The organism is Sphingomonas aracearum (assembly GCF_003345355.1).
In the GTDB taxonomy this organism is placed as follows: domain Bacteria; phylum Pseudomonadota; class Alphaproteobacteria; order Sphingomonadales; family Sphingomonadaceae; genus Sphingomonas; species Sphingomonas aracearum.
In genome coordinates, this window is sequence record NZ_QQNB01000001.1 from 244261 (window position 1) to 259065 (window position 14805).

18 protein-coding genes and 1 tRNA gene are annotated in these 14805 nt (G+C 68.0%); 10 read left to right on the top strand and 9 right to left on the bottom strand.

Annotated elements, in window-relative coordinates; translation table 11 throughout:
- Positions 1-35 precede the first annotated feature (35 nt).
- Entirely contained in the window at positions 36-464 is a 429-nt protein-coding gene (locus DVW87_RS01175; RefSeq protein WP_114685951.1) for a hypothetical protein, read from the bottom strand.
- A 118-nt stretch (positions 465-582) separates the two neighbouring features.
- On the opposite strand from DVW87_RS01175, the gene DVW87_RS01180 reads away from it, so the two are divergent.
- From DVW87_RS01180 to DVW87_RS01210, 7 genes are all read left to right on the top strand, one after another.
- A complete protein-coding gene (locus DVW87_RS01180) occupies positions 583-1167 on the top strand; it encodes an anthranilate synthase component II (protein WP_114685952.1) in 585 nt (194 codons plus the stop codon).
- Complete coding sequence (gene trpD, locus DVW87_RS01185; RefSeq protein WP_114685953.1) at positions 1164-2159, top strand: anthranilate phosphoribosyltransferase; 996 nt, start codon at positions 1164-1166, stop codon at positions 2157-2159. Before DVW87_RS01180 ends, trpD begins: the two co-directional genes overlap by 4 nt.
- Positions 2156-2941, top strand: a complete 786-nt coding sequence (gene trpC / locus DVW87_RS01190) for an indole-3-glycerol phosphate synthase TrpC (protein ID WP_114685954.1) — start codon at positions 2156-2158, stop codon at positions 2939-2941. The genes trpD and trpC overlap by 4 nt, the downstream gene beginning before the upstream one ends.
- Complete coding sequence (moaC, locus tag DVW87_RS01195) at positions 2938-3408, top strand: cyclic pyranopterin monophosphate synthase MoaC (RefSeq protein ID WP_114685955.1); 471 nt, start codon at positions 2938-2940, stop codon at positions 3406-3408. The genes trpC and moaC overlap by 4 nt, the downstream gene beginning before the upstream one ends.
- On the top strand, positions 3408-4592 hold the full coding sequence (locus tag DVW87_RS01200; protein WP_114685956.1) for a molybdopterin molybdotransferase MoeA: 1185 nt from the start codon (positions 3408-3410) through the stop codon (positions 4590-4592). Before moaC ends, DVW87_RS01200 begins: the two co-directional genes overlap by 1 nt.
- Positions 4593-4650: 58 nt before the next feature.
- A complete protein-coding gene (gene lexA, locus DVW87_RS01205; protein ID WP_114685957.1) occupies positions 4651-5340 on the top strand; it encodes a transcriptional repressor LexA in 690 nt (229 codons plus the stop codon).
- 317 nt (positions 5341-5657) lie between these two features.
- Positions 5658-6239: an AAA family ATPase gene (locus tag DVW87_RS01210; RefSeq protein ID WP_114685958.1), complete on the top strand. Its 582-nt coding sequence runs from the start codon at positions 5658-5660 to the stop codon at positions 6237-6239.
- 309 nt (positions 6240-6548) lie between these two features.
- On the opposite strand, the gene clpX is transcribed toward DVW87_RS01210, so the two are convergent.
- The 5 genes from clpX to DVW87_RS01235 all read right to left on the bottom strand — a co-directional run bounded on the left by clpX (position 6549) and on the right by DVW87_RS01235 (position 11604).
- The gene (gene clpX / locus DVW87_RS01215) at positions 6549-7811 is read right to left on the bottom strand and encodes an ATP-dependent Clp protease ATP-binding subunit ClpX (protein ID WP_114685959.1); all 1263 of its coding nucleotides are present in this window, start codon (positions 7809-7811) and stop codon (positions 6549-6551) included.
- Between the two features lie 114 nt (positions 7812-7925).
- Positions 7926-8630, bottom strand: a complete 705-nt coding sequence (gene clpP / locus DVW87_RS01220; RefSeq protein ID WP_114685960.1) for an ATP-dependent Clp endopeptidase proteolytic subunit ClpP — start codon at positions 8628-8630, stop codon at positions 7926-7928.
- Between the two features lie 76 nt (positions 8631-8706).
- Entirely contained in the window at positions 8707-9639 is a 933-nt protein-coding gene (locus DVW87_RS01225; RefSeq protein ID WP_114685961.1) for a glycosyltransferase family 2 protein, read from the bottom strand.
- A gap of 124 nt (positions 9640-9763) precedes the next feature.
- Complete coding sequence (gene tig, locus DVW87_RS01230; protein ID WP_114685962.1) at positions 9764-11458, bottom strand: trigger factor; 1695 nt, start codon at positions 11456-11458, stop codon at positions 9764-9766.
- 61 nt (positions 11459-11519) lie between these two features.
- A tRNA-Leu gene (locus DVW87_RS01235) sits at positions 11520-11604 on the bottom strand.
- A gap of 122 nt (positions 11605-11726) precedes the next feature.
- Between DVW87_RS01235 and DVW87_RS17920 the strand changes: the two genes are divergently transcribed.
- Together DVW87_RS17920 and DVW87_RS01240 are read left to right on the top strand one after the other, a co-directional pair.
- On the top strand, positions 11727-11882 hold the full coding sequence (locus DVW87_RS17920) for a hypothetical protein (RefSeq protein ID WP_181814667.1): 156 nt from the start codon (positions 11727-11729) through the stop codon (positions 11880-11882).
- Positions 11883-11890: 8 nt separating this feature from the next.
- On the top strand, positions 11891-12091 hold the full coding sequence (locus tag DVW87_RS01240; RefSeq protein ID WP_114685963.1) for a hypothetical protein: 201 nt from the start codon (positions 11891-11893) through the stop codon (positions 12089-12091).
- A 126-nt stretch (positions 12092-12217) separates the two neighbouring features.
- On the opposite strand, the gene DVW87_RS01245 is transcribed toward DVW87_RS01240, so the two are convergent.
- From DVW87_RS01245 to fumC, 3 genes are all read right to left on the bottom strand, one after another.
- A complete protein-coding gene (locus DVW87_RS01245; RefSeq protein ID WP_239017708.1) occupies positions 12218-12424 on the bottom strand; it encodes a hypothetical protein in 207 nt (68 codons plus the stop codon).
- Positions 12421-12636: a hypothetical protein gene (locus DVW87_RS01250; RefSeq protein ID WP_114685964.1), complete on the bottom strand. Its 216-nt coding sequence runs from the start codon at positions 12634-12636 to the stop codon at positions 12421-12423. Before DVW87_RS01250 ends, DVW87_RS01245 begins: the two co-directional genes overlap by 4 nt.
- Before the next feature lie 68 nt (positions 12637-12704).
- Entirely contained in the window at positions 12705-14090 is a 1386-nt protein-coding gene (gene fumC / locus DVW87_RS01255; RefSeq protein WP_114685965.1) for a class II fumarate hydratase, read from the bottom strand.
- Positions 14091-14162: 72 nt separating this feature from the next.
- Between fumC and DVW87_RS01260 the strand changes: the two genes are divergently transcribed.
- Complete coding sequence (locus tag DVW87_RS01260) at positions 14163-14744, top strand: hypothetical protein (protein ID WP_114685966.1); 582 nt, start codon at positions 14163-14165, stop codon at positions 14742-14744.
- Positions 14745-14805 lie beyond the last annotated feature (61 nt).

The following is a 14805-nucleotide window of genomic DNA, read 5'->3' on the forward strand; positions in this document are numbered from 1 at the left end:
GAGCCGCCCTCTTGGTTGTCAGCAGGTAGCCCGCTTTACGGTCGGGCGTTCTCGATGCGGGCGTTGCGCTTCGCGTCCGCCGCATCGCGCAGCAGCCGCTGCACGCAACCCGTCTGGCCGCCGCTGCCCACGGGCGAGCAGGTGTTGGGAAGGCCGCCGGCTTCTCGCCCGACCTGATCGATCGTTTCGGCGCGATTGACCCAGCTCTGCTTTTCCGCCGAGGTCGGCTCCGTGTTGCGGAGCGGCTGGGGAATGCGAAATTGCTCGTCCGGGTCCACGGTGCTGCACACCACGACCTCGTCCGCGCTGCCCTTCGGACAGGCCTGGCCCGGCGTCAGCTGCACGCTGCGGATGCGCTGCGGCGGCTGGCCGCTTTCCGCCTGGCTGTTACGTGCCTGCCCTGCCTGGGCGCCGGCGAGCGCCGGGGTTGCGAGAAGAACGGCGGCGGCGAGAAGGCGATGCATCTTGTGTCTCCTGGGGACTGGCTGAACGTGCCGGGCGCGCGATTGCTCCCGCCTGAATGAAGCTGCATCGGAAAGCCAGCCGTTTGCGCGACCGCGGCGTTGCGCTAAGGCGTCGGCAATGATCCTCGTCATCGACAATTACGACAGCTTCACCTGGAACCTCGTCCATTACCTGATGGAGCTGGGCGCGGCGGTAAAGGTGGTGCGCAACGACGCGCTGACCGCGTCGGAGGCGCTGGCCAGCAACGCCGAGGCATTCCTGATCTCGCCCGGACCGTGCACGCCGAACGAGGCAGGCGTGAGCCTCGACCTGGTCGCTGCCTGCGCCGAAGCGCGCCGGCCGCTGTTGGGAGTGTGCCTTGGCCATCAGGCGATCGGGCAGCATTTCGGCGGGCGCGTGGTGCGCGGCGGGCTGATGCATGGCAAGACTTCGCCCGTCTCGCATGACGGCACCGGCCTGTTCGCCAACCTGCCTTCGCCGTTCACCGCCACACGCTACCATTCGCTGATCGTCGAGGATGCGCCTGCCGAGCTGCGCGTGAACGCCACTGCCGCCGATGCGAGCGTGATGGGCGTGGCCCATGCGGCGCTGCCGATCCACGGCGTGCAATTCCATCCCGAAAGCATCGCCACCGAACATGGGCACGCGATGCTGGCCAATTTCCTGGAGATCGCCGGGATTCGGCCGGGCGGAGCGGCGTGACGACCGCCACGCTACTCCCCGATGCGCGCGGGCCCCTGTCGCACGAAAGCGCGCGTCAGGCCTTTGCCGACATTCTCGACGGGGTGGCCAGCGATGCCGCGACGGCCGAGTTCCTGACGGTCCTGGCTGAGCGCGGCGAAACCAGCGTCGAGATCGCCGAAGCGGCGCGGGCGATGCGCGAGCGGTTGCTGCCGATCACCGCCCCTCCCGGCGCGATCGACGTGTGCGGGACGGGGGGCGACGGCCATCACACGCTGAACGTCTCCACGGCCGTTGCCATCGTTGTCGCGGCGTGCGGCGTGCCGGTCGCCAAGCATGGCAACCGCGCCGCTTCGTCCAAGGCGGGCGCGGCGGACACGCTGGAAGCGCTGGGCCTCGACATGGAGGCGGCCGGCGCCCGCGCGGAGGAAACACTGGCGGAACTCGGCATCTGCTTCCTGTTTGCCGCCAATCACCACCCGGCCGTCCGGCGGATCATGCCGATCCGGCGCGCGATTGGCCGCCGCACGATCTTCAACCTGATGGGGCCCCTCGCCAACCCGGCGCATGTCACCCGCCAGCTGATCGGGATCGCCCGGCCCGATTATGCGCCGATCTATGCCGAGGCGCTGGAGCAGCTGGGCACGCAGGCCGCCTATGTCGTCTCGGGCGAGGAGGGGCTGGACGAGCTTTCCACGGCCGGGGCCAGCACCGTCGTGAGCGTAGGCTGTGCGACGCCGCTGACGTCGATCGTGCCGGAGGATGCCGGCCTGCCGCGCCACCCGCTGGCGGCGATCCGCGGCGGCAGCCCGGAACATAACGCCCTCGCCCTCCACCGCCTGCTCGCGGGCGACGCAGGCCCCTACCGGAACGCCGTTCTCCTCAACGCCGCCGCCGCGCTGTCCGTCGCCGGGCGCGACACGTCGCTGGCGGACAACGCCGCCGAAGCGGCCGAAGCCATCGACAGCGGCCGTGCCGCCGCTCTCCTCCGACGCTGGATCTCCTTCGCATGAGCAACGTGCTCGACCGTATCCTGGAAACCAAGCGCGCCGAAGTTGCCGCCCGCAAGGCGACCACCGCCTTGTCCGAGCTCGACGCGATGATCGCTGCGCAAAGCCCGCCGCGCGGCTTTCGCGCGGCGCTCGATGCGAAGGCGGCGGGCGGCTTCGGCCTGATCGCCGAAATCAAGAAGGCAAGTCCCTCCAAGGGGCTCATCCGCCATGATTTCGATCCGCCCGCCCATGCCCGCGCCTATGAAGCGGGTGGCGCGGCCTGCCTGTCGGTGCTCACCGACGAGCGCTGGTTCCAGGGTGCCGATGCCTATCTGACCGCCGCGCGAGAGGCGGTGTCGATTCCGGTGCTCCGCAAGGACTTCATGGTCGATCCATGGCAGGCGACCGAAGCGCGGGCGATCGGGGCGGATGCGATCCTCCTGATCGCCGCGGCGCTGGACGACGGCCTGATGGCGGAGATCGAGGCGTCGGCGACCGACTGCGGCATGGACGTGCTGGTCGAGGTGCATGACGCGCGCGAGCTGGAGCGCGCGGCGAAGCTCAAGACGCGGCTGGTCGGCGTCAACAATCGCGACCTGCGCGACTTCACCGTCGATTTCGCCCGCACCTACGAGCTGATCGGCCGTGCCCCTGCCGGCTGCACCTTTGTGGCGGAAAGCGGGCTGACCACCCGCGCGGATCTGGACGCGATGGCCGAACATGGCGTTCGCTGCTTCCTGATCGGTGAGGCGCTGATGCGGCAGGCCGATGTGGAAGCTGCCACGCGGGCGCTGCTGGGATGAGCGAACTGACGCATGTCGACGCGAGCGGCGCGGCGCACATGGTCGATGTGGGCGGCAAGGCGGTAACCGCCCGCCGGGCGGTGGCGACTGGGCACATCGCCATGTCAGAAGGCGCGCGCACGGCCATCCGCGACAATGCGGTGGCCAAGGGCGACGTGCTGGCCGTCGCGCGGGTCGCCGGCATCCTGGCGGCCAAGCGCACGGGCGAGCTGATCCCGCTATGCCATCCGCTGCCGCTCACCCAGGTGTCGATCGAGCTGGTGCTGGACGAGGCCGGGATCGTCGCGACCGCCACCGCCAGCACCGATGCGAAAACGGGCGTCGAGATGGAGGCGATGACCGCCGCCAGCGTGGCGCTGCTCACCATCTACGACATGGCCAAGGCGCTGGACAAGGCGATGGTGATCTCCGGCGTGCGCCTCCTGTCCAAGACGGGCGGCAAGTCCGGCGACTGGATGGCGCCCTGATGGCCGAGCTGCTCCCGGTCGCCGACGCGCAGGCGCGCCTGTTCGCGCTGGGCACGCCTGTCGGGAGCGAGGAACTGTCCCTGCGCGCGGCCATGGGCCGGTGGCTGGCCGCCGATGTGGTTGCGCAGCGAACGCAGCCCTTTGCCGACCTTTCGGCGATGGACGGCTATGCACTGCGCTTTGCCGACCTTCCCGGCCCGTGGCGGGTGGTGGGAGAAAGCGCCGCCGGGCATCCCTTTGCGGGGGCGATCGGCGAGGGCGAGGCAGTGCGGATATTCACCGGCGCAGCGCTCCCGACCGGCGCCGATACGATCCTCGTCCAGGAAGAGGCCGCGCGCGTCGGAGGAACGCTGGCGCTGGCCGGCGAAGGACCGCCGCGCGCGGGTGCGCATGTCCGCCGCAAGGGGCTGGACTTCGCCGCCGGCGAGACGATCCTGAGCAAGGGAGAGCGGCTGACCCCGGTGCGCCTGGCGCTGGCGGGAGCAGCCGGGCTCGCGTCCGTGTCCGTCGCCCGGCGCTTGCGTGTCGCGATCGCCGCAACCGGGGACGAGCTGGTCGCGACGGGCAGCGCCAGCGATCCGGCGCAATTGCCCGAAACCAACGGCCTGATGCTTGCCGCCATGCTCGCGACCCTGCCCGTCGACGTGATCGACCTCGGCATCCTGCCCGACCGCCTTGACGCGCTCACGGCCGCCTTTCGGGCGGTAGAGGCGGACGTGCTGGTCACCACCGGGGGCGCATCGGTCGGCGACCACGATCTCGTCCGGCCAGCACTCACCGCGGCGGGCGCGGCCATGGACTTCTGGAAGGTGGCGCTGCGCCCGGGGAAGCCGATGATGGCGGGCCAGCTCGGCAAGACCGTGGTGCTCGGCCTGCCGGGCAATCCGGTGTCCGCCTTTGTCACCGCCGCATTGTTTCTCAAGCCCCTGATCGCCGCGCTGTCCGGAGCGTCGATGCCGCTGCCGCCCACGCTCACCGTCGCGCTGGGCGCCCCCCTCCCCGCGAACGATCGCCGGCAGGATTACCTCCGCGCCGCCCGCTGCGACGGACGGGTGGTGCCGGCCGCGGCGCAGGACAGCTCCATGCTCACCACATTGGCGTCCGCCAACTGCCTCGTGGTGCGTCCTCCTTTCGCCCCGGCAGCGGAACCCGGGGATCTGGTTGAAATCATTTCCCTCGCTTGACAAGCCTCGTCATGTTCCTCATAGGTTCAGCGTCTGTTCTGACCGGAGGAACGTCGCGATGCTCACGCGCAAGCAACATGAGTTGATCTGCTTCATCAACGATCGCCTGGCGGAAACGGGTGTCTCGCCCTCGTTCGAGGAGATGAAGGACGCGCTCGAGCTGAAGTCCAAGTCCGGCGTCCACCGCCTCATTAGCGCGTTGGAAGAGCGTCAGTTCATCCGGCGCCTGCCCAACCGCGCCCGCGCATTGGAAGTGCTGCGCATGCCCGAACGCGCCGCTCCCAAGGCGAAGTCGCCCAAGCCCGCTCGCGATGCCGCTCCTGCACGTGGCACGGGCAACGTTCGCACCGTGCCGCAGCCGGCGAACGACGTGGTGGAGATCCCGCTGCACGGGCGCATCGCCGCCGGCGTGCCGATCGAGGCGTTCGAAGGGCATTCGATGCTGGCGGTGCCGGCGGCGCTGCTGGGCGGGGGCGAGCATTATGCGCTGGAGGTGTCCGGCGACTCCATGGTCGAGGCGGGCATTCTGGACGGAGACTATGCGCTGATCCGTCGCACGGAGATCGCCCATGACGGCGAGATTGTCGTGGCGCTGATCGACGACAGCGAAGCCACGCTGAAATACTTCCGCCACGAAGGCGCGATGGTGCGCCTCGATCCGGCCAACCGCTCCTACGATCCCCAGCGCTATGCGCCTAATCAGGTGCGCGTGCAGGGCCGGCTGGCGGGGCTGCTGCGGCGGTACTGAAGCCTGGGCCATATGGCGTCGTAAGCGTCCGCCGATTGCCGGCAGGATCGGCCGGGGCGTGGGTCGGAGGAGTTCCGGGGAGACGGCCGCTCGGTGACCGGGGCCGTCGCTTTCCCCCGATCGCTAGCTGAGCTGTGTTGCTGCTTCAATAAGCCGAGCGCCTGACGGGCGACTGGCCGCCTGGCGAGCCGATATCGAGAGGCTCGGCGAGGTGGCGGAACTTCGGCGATACCTGACGGCTTTGCTGGCGTGGCACGCAGTCGCGGGCGGCGTGTCGTCTCCTCGGTCGTGAATATCGCCGGCAGCAACGGGCGGATATGCGGGGCACCACTGCTTTATCTGAGGGGCTATCGGGCAGCACATGTCGGCCCCGACATGTGCTCCTGTCGGGTTGTTCGGGCGGAGGGAAGTCGACCTTACTTGCCGAGCTTGCCCGCCAAGGGTCCGCTACCGTCCCCGAGCCTGGTCGTCGGATCGTGGCCGAGGAACTGCTTGGCAGCGGCAGCGCGTTGCCATGGGTCGATCTTGCCGCGTTCGCCGCCCGCGCGTTGGATATGGCCGCCGAGGACCGCCAAAAAGCGACAAGCGCGCGGACATGGACGTTTTTCGATCGTGGCCTTATCGATGCGGCGGTCGCACTTCAGCACGCAACCGGAGCTCCGGTGGCCGAGACCTTGGCGGCGTTCCCGCGCTATCATCGGCGCGTCTTCCTGACGCCGCCCTGGCCGGAGATCTTCACCAGGGATCGAGAGCGCCGGCAGGACTTGGATGAGGCGGTCGCGGAATATGATCGCCTGCTATCAGCGATTAATGCGCTCGGCTATCACGTCACCGTGCTGCCGAGAACCTCCGTCGAGGAGCGGGTGCGGTTCATCCTGGAGCGGCTCGGGGAACCGTAGCGCGGGGAGGCGAACCGGCGACGTCTGTGTGGTATCAAGGCGACATGTCGCTCGATCGACGTCTGCGTAACGCATCGAAGTCCCGTTCCATGGTGACCGGAGCCGCTATCCCGAGCCGAAAACAGCAAGTACCGACGGCATCACACCGTCGTGGCTCGACCTCCGTTCCCTCGCCTCGCTTTGCCACGCCCGGATATCAGCGGAGCAGAATGGGGGCGGTCCCGCCGCGCCTGCGCTCGCCAAGTGGATATGCAACCAAAAAGGGCGGCATCGCTGCCGCCCCTTCGTGTGCCGATCGAGAGCAGGCCGTCAGGCCGCGCCCGTCTGTTCCTTCTTGGCATAGACGCGGATCGGCTCCTTGCGGCCCTCGATCACGTCCTTGTCGATCATCACCTCGTCCACCCCGTTCATGCCCGGCAGGTCGAACATCGTATCCAGGAGAATACCCTCAAGGATCGAGCGCAGCCCGCGGGCACCCGTCTTGCGCTCGATCGCCTTCTTGGCGACCGTCACCAGCGCATCGTCGGTGAAATCGAGTTCAACGTCCTCCATCTCGAACAACTTCTGATACTGTTTCACCAGCGCATTCTTCGGTTCGGTGAGGATCGTCACCAGCGCGCCGACGTCGAGATCCTCCAGCGTCGCGATCACCGGCAGGCGGCCGACGAACTCGGGGATGAGGCCGAACTTGAGCAGATCCTCCGGCTCGGTCTGGCGCAGCACCTCGCCGGTACGCTTCTCCTCCGGCGCCGCGACATAGGCGCCGAAACCGATCGACTTGCCCTGAAGGCGATCGCCGATGATCTTCTCGAGGCCGGAGAAAGCGCCGCCGCAGATGAACAGGATGTTGGTCGTGTCCACCTGCAGGAATTCCTGCTGCGGATGCTTGCGCCCGCCCTGCGGCGGCACGGACGCGGTGGTGCCTTCCATCAGCTTCAGCAGCGCCTGCTGCACACCCTCGCCGGATACGTCGCGCGTGATCGAGGGGTTTTCGGCCTTGCGGCTGATCTTGTCGATCTCGTCGATATAGACGATGCCGCGCTGCGCCCGCTCGACATTGTAGTCGGAGGCCTGAAGCAGCTTGAGGATGATGTTCTCCACGTCCTCGCCGACATAGCCGGCCTCGGTCAGCGTGGTCGCGTCCGCCATGGTGAACGGCACGTCGAGGATGCGCGCCAGCGTCTGCGCGAGCAGCGTCTTGCCGCAGCCGGTTGGGCCGACGAGCAGGATGTTCGACTTGGCCAGCTCGACATCGGCGCCCTTCTGGCCGTGGTTCAGGCGCTTGTAATGGTTGTGCACCGCCACCGACAGCACGCGCTTGGCGCGCTTCTGCCCGATCACGTAATCGTCGAGGACGTCGCAGATCTCCTGCGGGGTCGGCACGCCGCCGTCCTTCTTGGAGACGAGCGCGGACTTGGTTTCCTCACGGATGATGTCGTTGCACAGCTCCACGCACTCGTCGCAGATGAACACGGTGGGTCCGGCAATGAGCTTGCGAACCTCGTGCTGCGACTTGCCGCAGAACGAGCAATAGAGGGTGCTCTTCGAGTCGCCACCGCTCAGCTTGGTCATTCAATCACCTCTCGCGCATACGGCGCGGTTCGTGGGGAGCGGCCATGATGACCGCTCCACCTCCATCCGACAACGCTCAAAATAGGTTTCGGGCCTGTCGGTTACAATCATGTGTCAGGCCGGCGGCAACGCGGTCGGTGTGCCGCCGTCGTCGGCAACCGCAGGGCGCTTGTCGAACACCTCGTCGACCAGGCCGAACTCCTTGGCCTCATGCGCCTCGAGGAAGGTGTCGCGGTCCATTGCGCGCTCGATCACTTCGAGCGGCTTGCCGGTATATTGCGAGTACAGGTCGTTCATGCGCTTGCGGATGCGCAGGATTTCCTTGGCCTGGATCTCGATGTCGGACGCCATGCCCTGCGCGCCGCCCGACGGCTGGTGGATCATGATGCGCGCGTTGGTCAGCGCCACGCGCATGCCCGGCTCGCCCGCGGCCAGAAGGAACGAGCCCATCGACGCCGCCTGGCCGATGCACACCGTGCCCACGCGCGGGCGGATGTACTGCATGGTATCGTGGATCGCCATGCCGGCCGTCACCACGCCGCCCGGCGAGTTGATGTACATGAAGATGTCCTTCTTGGGGTTCTCGGACTCCAGGAAGAGCAGCTGAGCGGTGATGACGGAGGCCATCTGGTCCTCCACGCCGCCGGTCACGAAGATGATGCGCTCGCGCAGCAGGCGCGAATAGATGTCGAAAGAACGCTCGCCGCGGTTCGACTGCTCGATGACGATCGGCACCAGGCCGGCCTGCGGCTGGTTGGCGACCATGCCGGCATGCGCCAGCGGGGCCAGGAAATCGCCATTGTCGAACGGATTTTGCATGATGTGCCCTTGGATCCTTATGCCCCGAGAAACGCCCTGAAGCGAGGGCTCTACATCGGCGCTGGCGAAAACGACTTCAAGCCCTTGTGGCGGGCGCGGGATGCTGGAGATAGGAGAGCCGCCGCACCTCGCGCCGACCGCGCACCACCGTGTCGAGGATCAGCCCCGCGAAGCCGTTGAGAAAGGCGAGGATCATCAGCCCGGTGGCCAGGATCGCGGTGGGGAAACGCGGCACCAGCCCGGTCTGGAGATAGGTGACCAGCAGCGGCACGCACAGAACGAACGCGAGCAGCGCCAGCGCGGCGCCGATCAGCCCGAAGAAGAGCAGCGGCCGTTCGATGCGGTAGAGCGTCAGGATCGTCGTGGAGATGCGCCAGCCGTCCGAATAGGTCGCCAGCTTCGAGACGGAGCCTTCCGGCCGCTCGAAATAGGGCGTCTCGATCTCGGCCACCGGCATCTTCAGCTCGAGCGCGTGAACCGAGATGTCGGTCTCGATCTCGAACCCGGTGGAAAGCGCCGGGTAGCTTTTCACGAAGCGGCGCGAGAACACCCGATAGCCGGACAGGATGTCGGTGAACGACCGGCCGAACAGGCGCGCCAGCATGCCGGTGAGCAGCGCGTTGCCGAAACGATGGCCGCGGCGGTAGGCGGCAGTCGCCTGGGTCACCCGGGCACCGACCACCATGTCGAGTTGTTCCTCGATCAGGCGGTCGACAAGCATGGGCGCGGACGCGGCGTCATAGGTCGCATCACCATCCGCCATCACATAGACGTCCGCCTCCACGTCGGCGAACATGCGGCGGACCACCGCGCCCTTGCCCTGCACCCGCTCGGTGCGGACCACCGCCCCCGCCGCGCGCGCGACCTCCGCCGTGCGATCCCGGCTGTTGTTGTCGTAGACGTAGACGGTGGCGGTCGGCAGCGCTGCGCGGAAGCCGGCGACGGTCTGCCCGATCGCGGCTTCCTCGTTGTAGCACGGCAGGATGACGGCAATGCGCGGGTCGGTCATGCGCCGGGGCTCTTGCGTACGTCACCCCGGACGTGAACCGGCATCCACCTGCGCGCAAACGACATGCCGTTCGTCTGCCGCAGCGCGGATGCCGGCACAAGGCCGGCATGGCGCACGTGCAAGATCAGGCCTCGGTCTTCTTCGTGCGCTTGGCCGCCGGCTTCTTGGCGGCGCCCTCCTCGCCCTCGCCCGCCTCGGCGGCAGGCGCCTCTTCGGCGGCGGCCTTCTTGGCCGGCGCCTTGCGGGTCGCGGCCTTCTTCACCGGCTCGGCAGCGACCAGTTCCTCGCCCGCCGCGGCAGGCTCGGGGTCGGCGGCCGTTTCCTTCTTGGCAGCGGCCTTCTTGGCCGGCTTCTTGGCGGAAGCAGCTTCGCCGTCAGCCGCAGCCGCCTCGGCCGCCGGGGCTTCGGCGGCTTCGTCGCCCTTGGCCTTCTTCGCACGCGGCTTGTGGTTGTCGTGGTCGTGCGTGTGGGTGCCGGTGGAGAAGCCTTCGTCGCTCTCGATCGCGGCTTCCAGCTCCTCGCGCGTGGTCTCGCGGTCGGTGATCTCGGCCTTGGAGAACAGGAAGTCGACGACCTTGTCCTCGTACAGCGGCGCACGCAGCTGGGCGGCGGCCATCGGCTCCTGCTGCACATACTGCATGAAGCGCTGACGGTCTTCCGGGCTGTACTGCTGCGCAGCCTGCATGATCAGGCGCTGCATCTCCTGGTTGGACACTTCCACGCCGTTCGCCTGGCCGATCTCCGACAGGAGCAGGCCCAGGCGCACGCGGCGCTCGGCAATCTTGCGGTAATCGTCGCGCTCGCTCTCCAGCTCCGCCATCGCCGCTTCCGGATCGGCCTCGTGGGTCGCTTCGTGCTGCAGCTGCTGCCAGATCTGGTCGAACTCCTGCTCCACCATGGTCGGCGGCACCGGGAAGTCGTGGCCCTCGGCCAGCTGGTCGAGGAGCTTGCGCTTCATGTAGGTGCGGGTGAGCCCGTTCAGCTCCTGCTCGATCTGGCCGCGCAGCAGGCCCTGGAGCTGCTCAAGGCTCTCAAGGCCGAGCGACTTGGCGAAATCGTCGTCGATCTTCGTTTCGCCGGCGATCTGCACCTTCTTGATGGTGAGATCGAACGTGGCGGGCTGGCCGGCCAGTTCCTTGGCGCCGTAATCCTCCGGGAAGGTGACGGAGATCTGCTTCTCCTCGCCCACCTTCACGCCGACGATCTGGTCCTCGAAACCCGGGATCAGCCGGCCCGAGCCGATTTCCACCGACATGTCCTCGCCGGTGCCGCCCTCGAAGGCGACGCCGTCCGAGGTCTTGCCGACGAAATCCATCACCACCAGGTCGCCCTGGGCAGCGGCATGGCCTTCGGGTGCGTCCTCGAAGCGCTTCTGCTGCGCGGCGAACTTCTCCACCTGCTCGGTGACGGCCTCGTCCGAGGCCGGTACGGTCAGGCGCTCCAGCTTCAGCTCGTCGATCGCCGGGGCCGGCACGTCGGGGAGAACTTCCAGCGCCACCTTGATCTCGGCATCCTTGCCGGGCTCGAACCCTTCGTTGAGCTCGACCGAAGGCTGGATGGCCGGGCGCAGCTGCTTTTCGGCGATCAGCGTCTGCACGCCTTCCTGGATGGAGGTGTTCAGCGCATCCTGCAGCAGCGCGGGCCCATGCATCTTGCGCACGAGGTTCGCGGGCACCTTGCCCGGGCGGAAGCCGGGCATGCGGACCTGCGGGGCAACGCGCTTCAGCTCGGCATCCACCTTGCCGTCGATCTCCGCGGCGGTGATGGTCAGCGTGTAGGCGCGCTTCAGGCCCTCGTTCAACGTCTCGACAGTCTGCATGGGCAAGGCTTTCGTTCTGGAATCTCGTGGAGCGGTGTCGCCCCGCGAGAAGCGCGGGGACTGGTGCGGGCGAAGGGACTCGAACCCCCACATCTTGCGATACTGGAACCTAAATCCAGCGCGTCTACCAGTTCCGCCACGCCCGCAAAGGACACCGCCGGCAAGGGGCGGTCCTATAGCAGCCTTGCGCCCCTGTTCAAGCGGCCTTCAAACGCGCGAGGCAACGCGGTTGCGGCCCGTGCGTTGATGCGGTGAAGGAGACCAGCACATGGCGACCACGCCCCCGACCGAGCTGCCGCCGCAGCCGAGCCAACCCGCCCAGCCCGACGCCCCGCCGCCGGAGGTAGGGCCGAACGCACCGGACGTCGACATCCCCTCGCCCCAGCCCGGTGGCGATCCCACCCCGGCGCAACCCACCAATTGAGGCAATCCATGACCCAGCGAGATACCCCGCCCTTTGACGATCCCGAGGATCCCCGGCCCGACATCCAGCAAGCCGTGGAAGCGCGCGCCGATGCGGTTGCCCGCGGCGAAGGCGGCAAGGAGCCGGCCCGCTTTACCGATACCGGCGAGTTCGATGGCAACTCGGGCACCGGCGGCGAGGTCAAGAACCAGGACCTGACCCAGCAATGAGAGCGGCCCCGGCGACGCGATCGCCGGGGCCTTCTTCCTCCCGCCGGCGACTGACCGGCGGTTACCGTGTTCAAGCCGCCTTGCAGGGCAGCAGCCGACCCATAGACCGGGCCGGCGCCGGTGGGATCAGGCCCGCACCGACTTGCGCCGGTCGTACGCCTTCTTGGCCACATACGCCGCACCCAGCGCCATGCCGAGCGGCCCCATGCGGCGCATGGCGCCCATCGCGATCATGCCGACTGCGGCGCCCTTCAGCCCGCCGCTGCCGTCCCGCTTGTCGAGTTCCGCACCGACGGCAGCACCGATCACCCTGGACAGGACGCCGCGCATCATGCGTCCTCCCCGCCGAACACCTGCTCCTTCAGCTCGGCCGCGCCGCGCAGCACGGCCCAGCCGACCGCGTAGGTGATGGCGACGGGCACCACCACCTTCAGCACATTGGCCGTGATCGCGCCGACGATGGCGCCGTCCGCATTGCTGTCGTCGTCGCCGCCCATGCTGTCGATGACGCCGCCGACCAGCGCGCCGATGGTGGTTGCACCCATGGAATGTTCTCCTTCGCTCGCCAAAGCGCCCGACGGGTGGTCCGGGTTCCACCATCGGCGACAGGCGATCACACCATGGTTTCGGGGCGCACCAGCCGGTCGAAGGTTTCCTCGTCCACCAGCCCCATCTTGAGGCCGGCTTCCTTCAGCGTCAGCCCCTCGGCATGCGCCTGCTTGGCGATCTTGGCGGCATTGTCATAGCCGATGGCGGGCGCCAGCGCCGTTACCAGCATCAGCGAGCGGCCGACCAGATCGGCGATCTGCTGCTCGTTGGCCTCGATCCCGTCGACGCAACGCTCGGCGAAGTTGACCATGCCGATGGCCAGCAGGTCGATCGAGCGCTGCACATTGGAGCCGATCAGCGGCATGAACACGTTGAGTTCGAAATGCCCCTGCATGCCGCCGACGGTCACCGCCTGGTGATTGCCGATCACCTGCGCGGCGACCATCGTCAGCGACTCGCACTGGGTGGGGTTCACCTTGCCCGGCATGATGGAGCTGCCGGGCTCGTTGGCGGGCAGCGACAGCTCGCCCAAGCCCGAGCGCGGGCCGGAGCCCAGGAAGCGGATGTCGTTGGCGATCTTGTTCAGCGCCACCGCCAGCGTGTTCAGCGCGCCGGAGAAGAAGACGAGGCCATCCTTTGCGGCGAGCTGCTCGAACTTGTTGGGCGCGGGCTCGAACTGGCTGCCGGCGATGTCGGTGATCGCCGCCGACATGTCCTCGGCCCAGCCTTCCGGCGCGTTGAGCCCGGTGCCCACCGCCGTGCCGCCGATCGCCAGCTTGCGCAGGTTGCCGTTCATGGCGCCCAGGATGCGCTGGCGGCAGCTGGCGAGCTGGGCGGCATAGCCGGAAAACTCCTGGCCGAGCGTCAGCGGCGTTGCATCCTGCGTGTGGGTGCGGCCGATCTTGACGATGTGGCTCCACGCCTGCGCCTTGGCGGTCAGCGCCGATTCCAGCCGGTCCAGCGCGGGCAGCAGCGCTTGCTCGGTCGCCAGCACCGCCGCGACGTGCAGCGCGGTGGGGAACGAGTCGTTGGACGACTGGCTCATGTTGACATGATCGTTCGGGTGCACCGGCGACTTGCCGCCGCGCGTGCCGGAAAGCGCCTCGTTGGCGCGGCCGGCGATCACCTCGTTGACGTTCATGTTGGTCTGCGTGCCGGAACCCGTCTGCCAGATGACGAGCGGGAACTGGTCGTCGAGCTTGCCGGCGGTGACCTCGCTGGCAGCTGCGTCGATCGCCTCGGCGATCTCCGCCGGCATGCCGTGCTTGCGGTTCACCCGCGCCGCCGCCTGTTTCACGATCGCCTGCGCATGCACGATGCCGATCGGCATGCGCTCGCGCTCGCCAAAGGGGAAGTTCTCGATCGAGCGCTGCGTCTGCGCGCCCCAATAGGCGGATGCTGGAACCTCGATGGCGCCGATCGAGTCGGTTTCGGTGCGGGTGTCGGTCACTGCGGTCTCCGAGGTGGCTGAGGGTTGCCGAGGCTCCTTGCGCGGCTTTGGCGATTGCGCAAGACTTGGGGCATGTTTCTCGCCCTTGCCTTCCTGCTCGCCCCGCCGCCGGCCGACTGCACCTATGACCGCGCCGCGATGCTCGCGCTCGACCAGCAGGCCTTCGATCAGGACATGACCGGCGGCTGGCGCGGCCTGTCGCAGCGCGGCTGCGAAGCGGAGGCGGCGGACCTGATCCACGACTGGCATACAGCGCACCCGCCGCAGGATCCGACGCGCGCCGGCCTGCTGTTCTGGCATGAAGGACAGCTGCGCGCCAATCTGAACCAGAAAACGCAGGCGATCGCGTTGTTCGAGCAAGCCCGGAAGACGGAAGAGCAGGATGCCGGCTTCGGGTGGAACCTCTATGTCGATGGCAGCATCGCGTTCCTCCGCGGCGACCGGGCGGCCTTCGACGCCGCCCATGCCCGTCTTGCCGCGCTGCCCCGGCCCGCCGGCTTCGATCCGCGCGGGCCGGACGGAAAGCCCGTGGCGATCCGCTGGCCCATGAACCTCAACGTCCTGGATGGCTTTGCACGCTGCTGGGGAATGCCGTACAAGCAGGCCTATGGCTGCGCGGTGCCGATGCAGCGGGTGATCAGGCCCGCGGCGTGAGGGTCGCCGCTGCGTGATGGGAGCAATCCATCACGTCGAAGCGCGGCCTTGCCGAGCCCGG

Bases quoted from the DNA above. Each gene is read 5' to 3' on its own strand.
- DVW87_RS01250 (WP_114685964.1), bottom strand. From the start codon at position 12,636: ATGGGTGCAACCACCATCGGCGCGCTGGTCGGCGGCGTCATCGACAGC.
- trpC (WP_114685954.1), top strand. From the start codon at position 2,156: ATGAGCAACGTGCTCGACCGTATCCTGGAAACCAAGCGCGCCGAAGTT.
- DVW87_RS01175 (WP_114685951.1), bottom strand. From the start codon at position 464: ATGCATCGCCTTCTCGCCGCCGCCGTTCTTCTCGCAACCCCGGCGCTC.
- DVW87_RS01210 (WP_114685958.1), top strand. From the start codon at position 5,658: ATGCGGGGCACCACTGCTTTATCTGAGGGGCTATCGGGCAGCACATGT.
- DVW87_RS17920 (WP_181814667.1), top strand. From the start codon at position 11,727: ATGGCGACCACGCCCCCGACCGAGCTGCCGCCGCAGCCGAGCCAACCC.
- clpX (WP_114685959.1), bottom strand. From the start codon at position 7,811: ATGACCAAGCTGAGCGGTGGCGACTCGAAGAGCACCCTCTATTGCTCG.
- DVW87_RS01245 (WP_239017708.1), bottom strand. From the start codon at position 12,424: ATGATGCGCGGCGTCCTGTCCAGGGTGATCGGTGCTGCCGTCGGTGCG.
- DVW87_RS01225 (WP_114685961.1), bottom strand. From the start codon at position 9,639: ATGACCGACCCGCGCATTGCCGTCATCCTGCCGTGCTACAACGAGGAA.
- lexA (WP_114685957.1), top strand. From the start codon at position 4,651: ATGCTCACGCGCAAGCAACATGAGTTGATCTGCTTCATCAACGATCGC.
- DVW87_RS01260 (WP_114685966.1), top strand. From the start codon at position 14,163: ATGTTTCTCGCCCTTGCCTTCCTGCTCGCCCCGCCGCCGGCCGACTGC.
- moaC (WP_114685955.1), top strand. From the start codon at position 2,938: ATGAGCGAACTGACGCATGTCGACGCGAGCGGCGCGGCGCACATGGTC.
- DVW87_RS01240 (WP_114685963.1), top strand. From the start codon at position 11,891: ATGACCCAGCGAGATACCCCGCCCTTTGACGATCCCGAGGATCCCCGG.
- DVW87_RS01200 (WP_114685956.1), top strand. From the start codon at position 3,408: ATGGCCGAGCTGCTCCCGGTCGCCGACGCGCAGGCGCGCCTGTTCGCG.
- tig (WP_114685962.1), bottom strand. From the start codon at position 11,458: ATGCAGACTGTCGAGACGTTGAACGAGGGCCTGAAGCGCGCCTACACG.
- clpP (WP_114685960.1), bottom strand. From the start codon at position 8,630: ATGCAAAATCCGTTCGACAATGGCGATTTCCTGGCCCCGCTGGCGCAT.
- DVW87_RS01180 (WP_114685952.1), top strand. From the start codon at position 583: ATGATCCTCGTCATCGACAATTACGACAGCTTCACCTGGAACCTCGTC.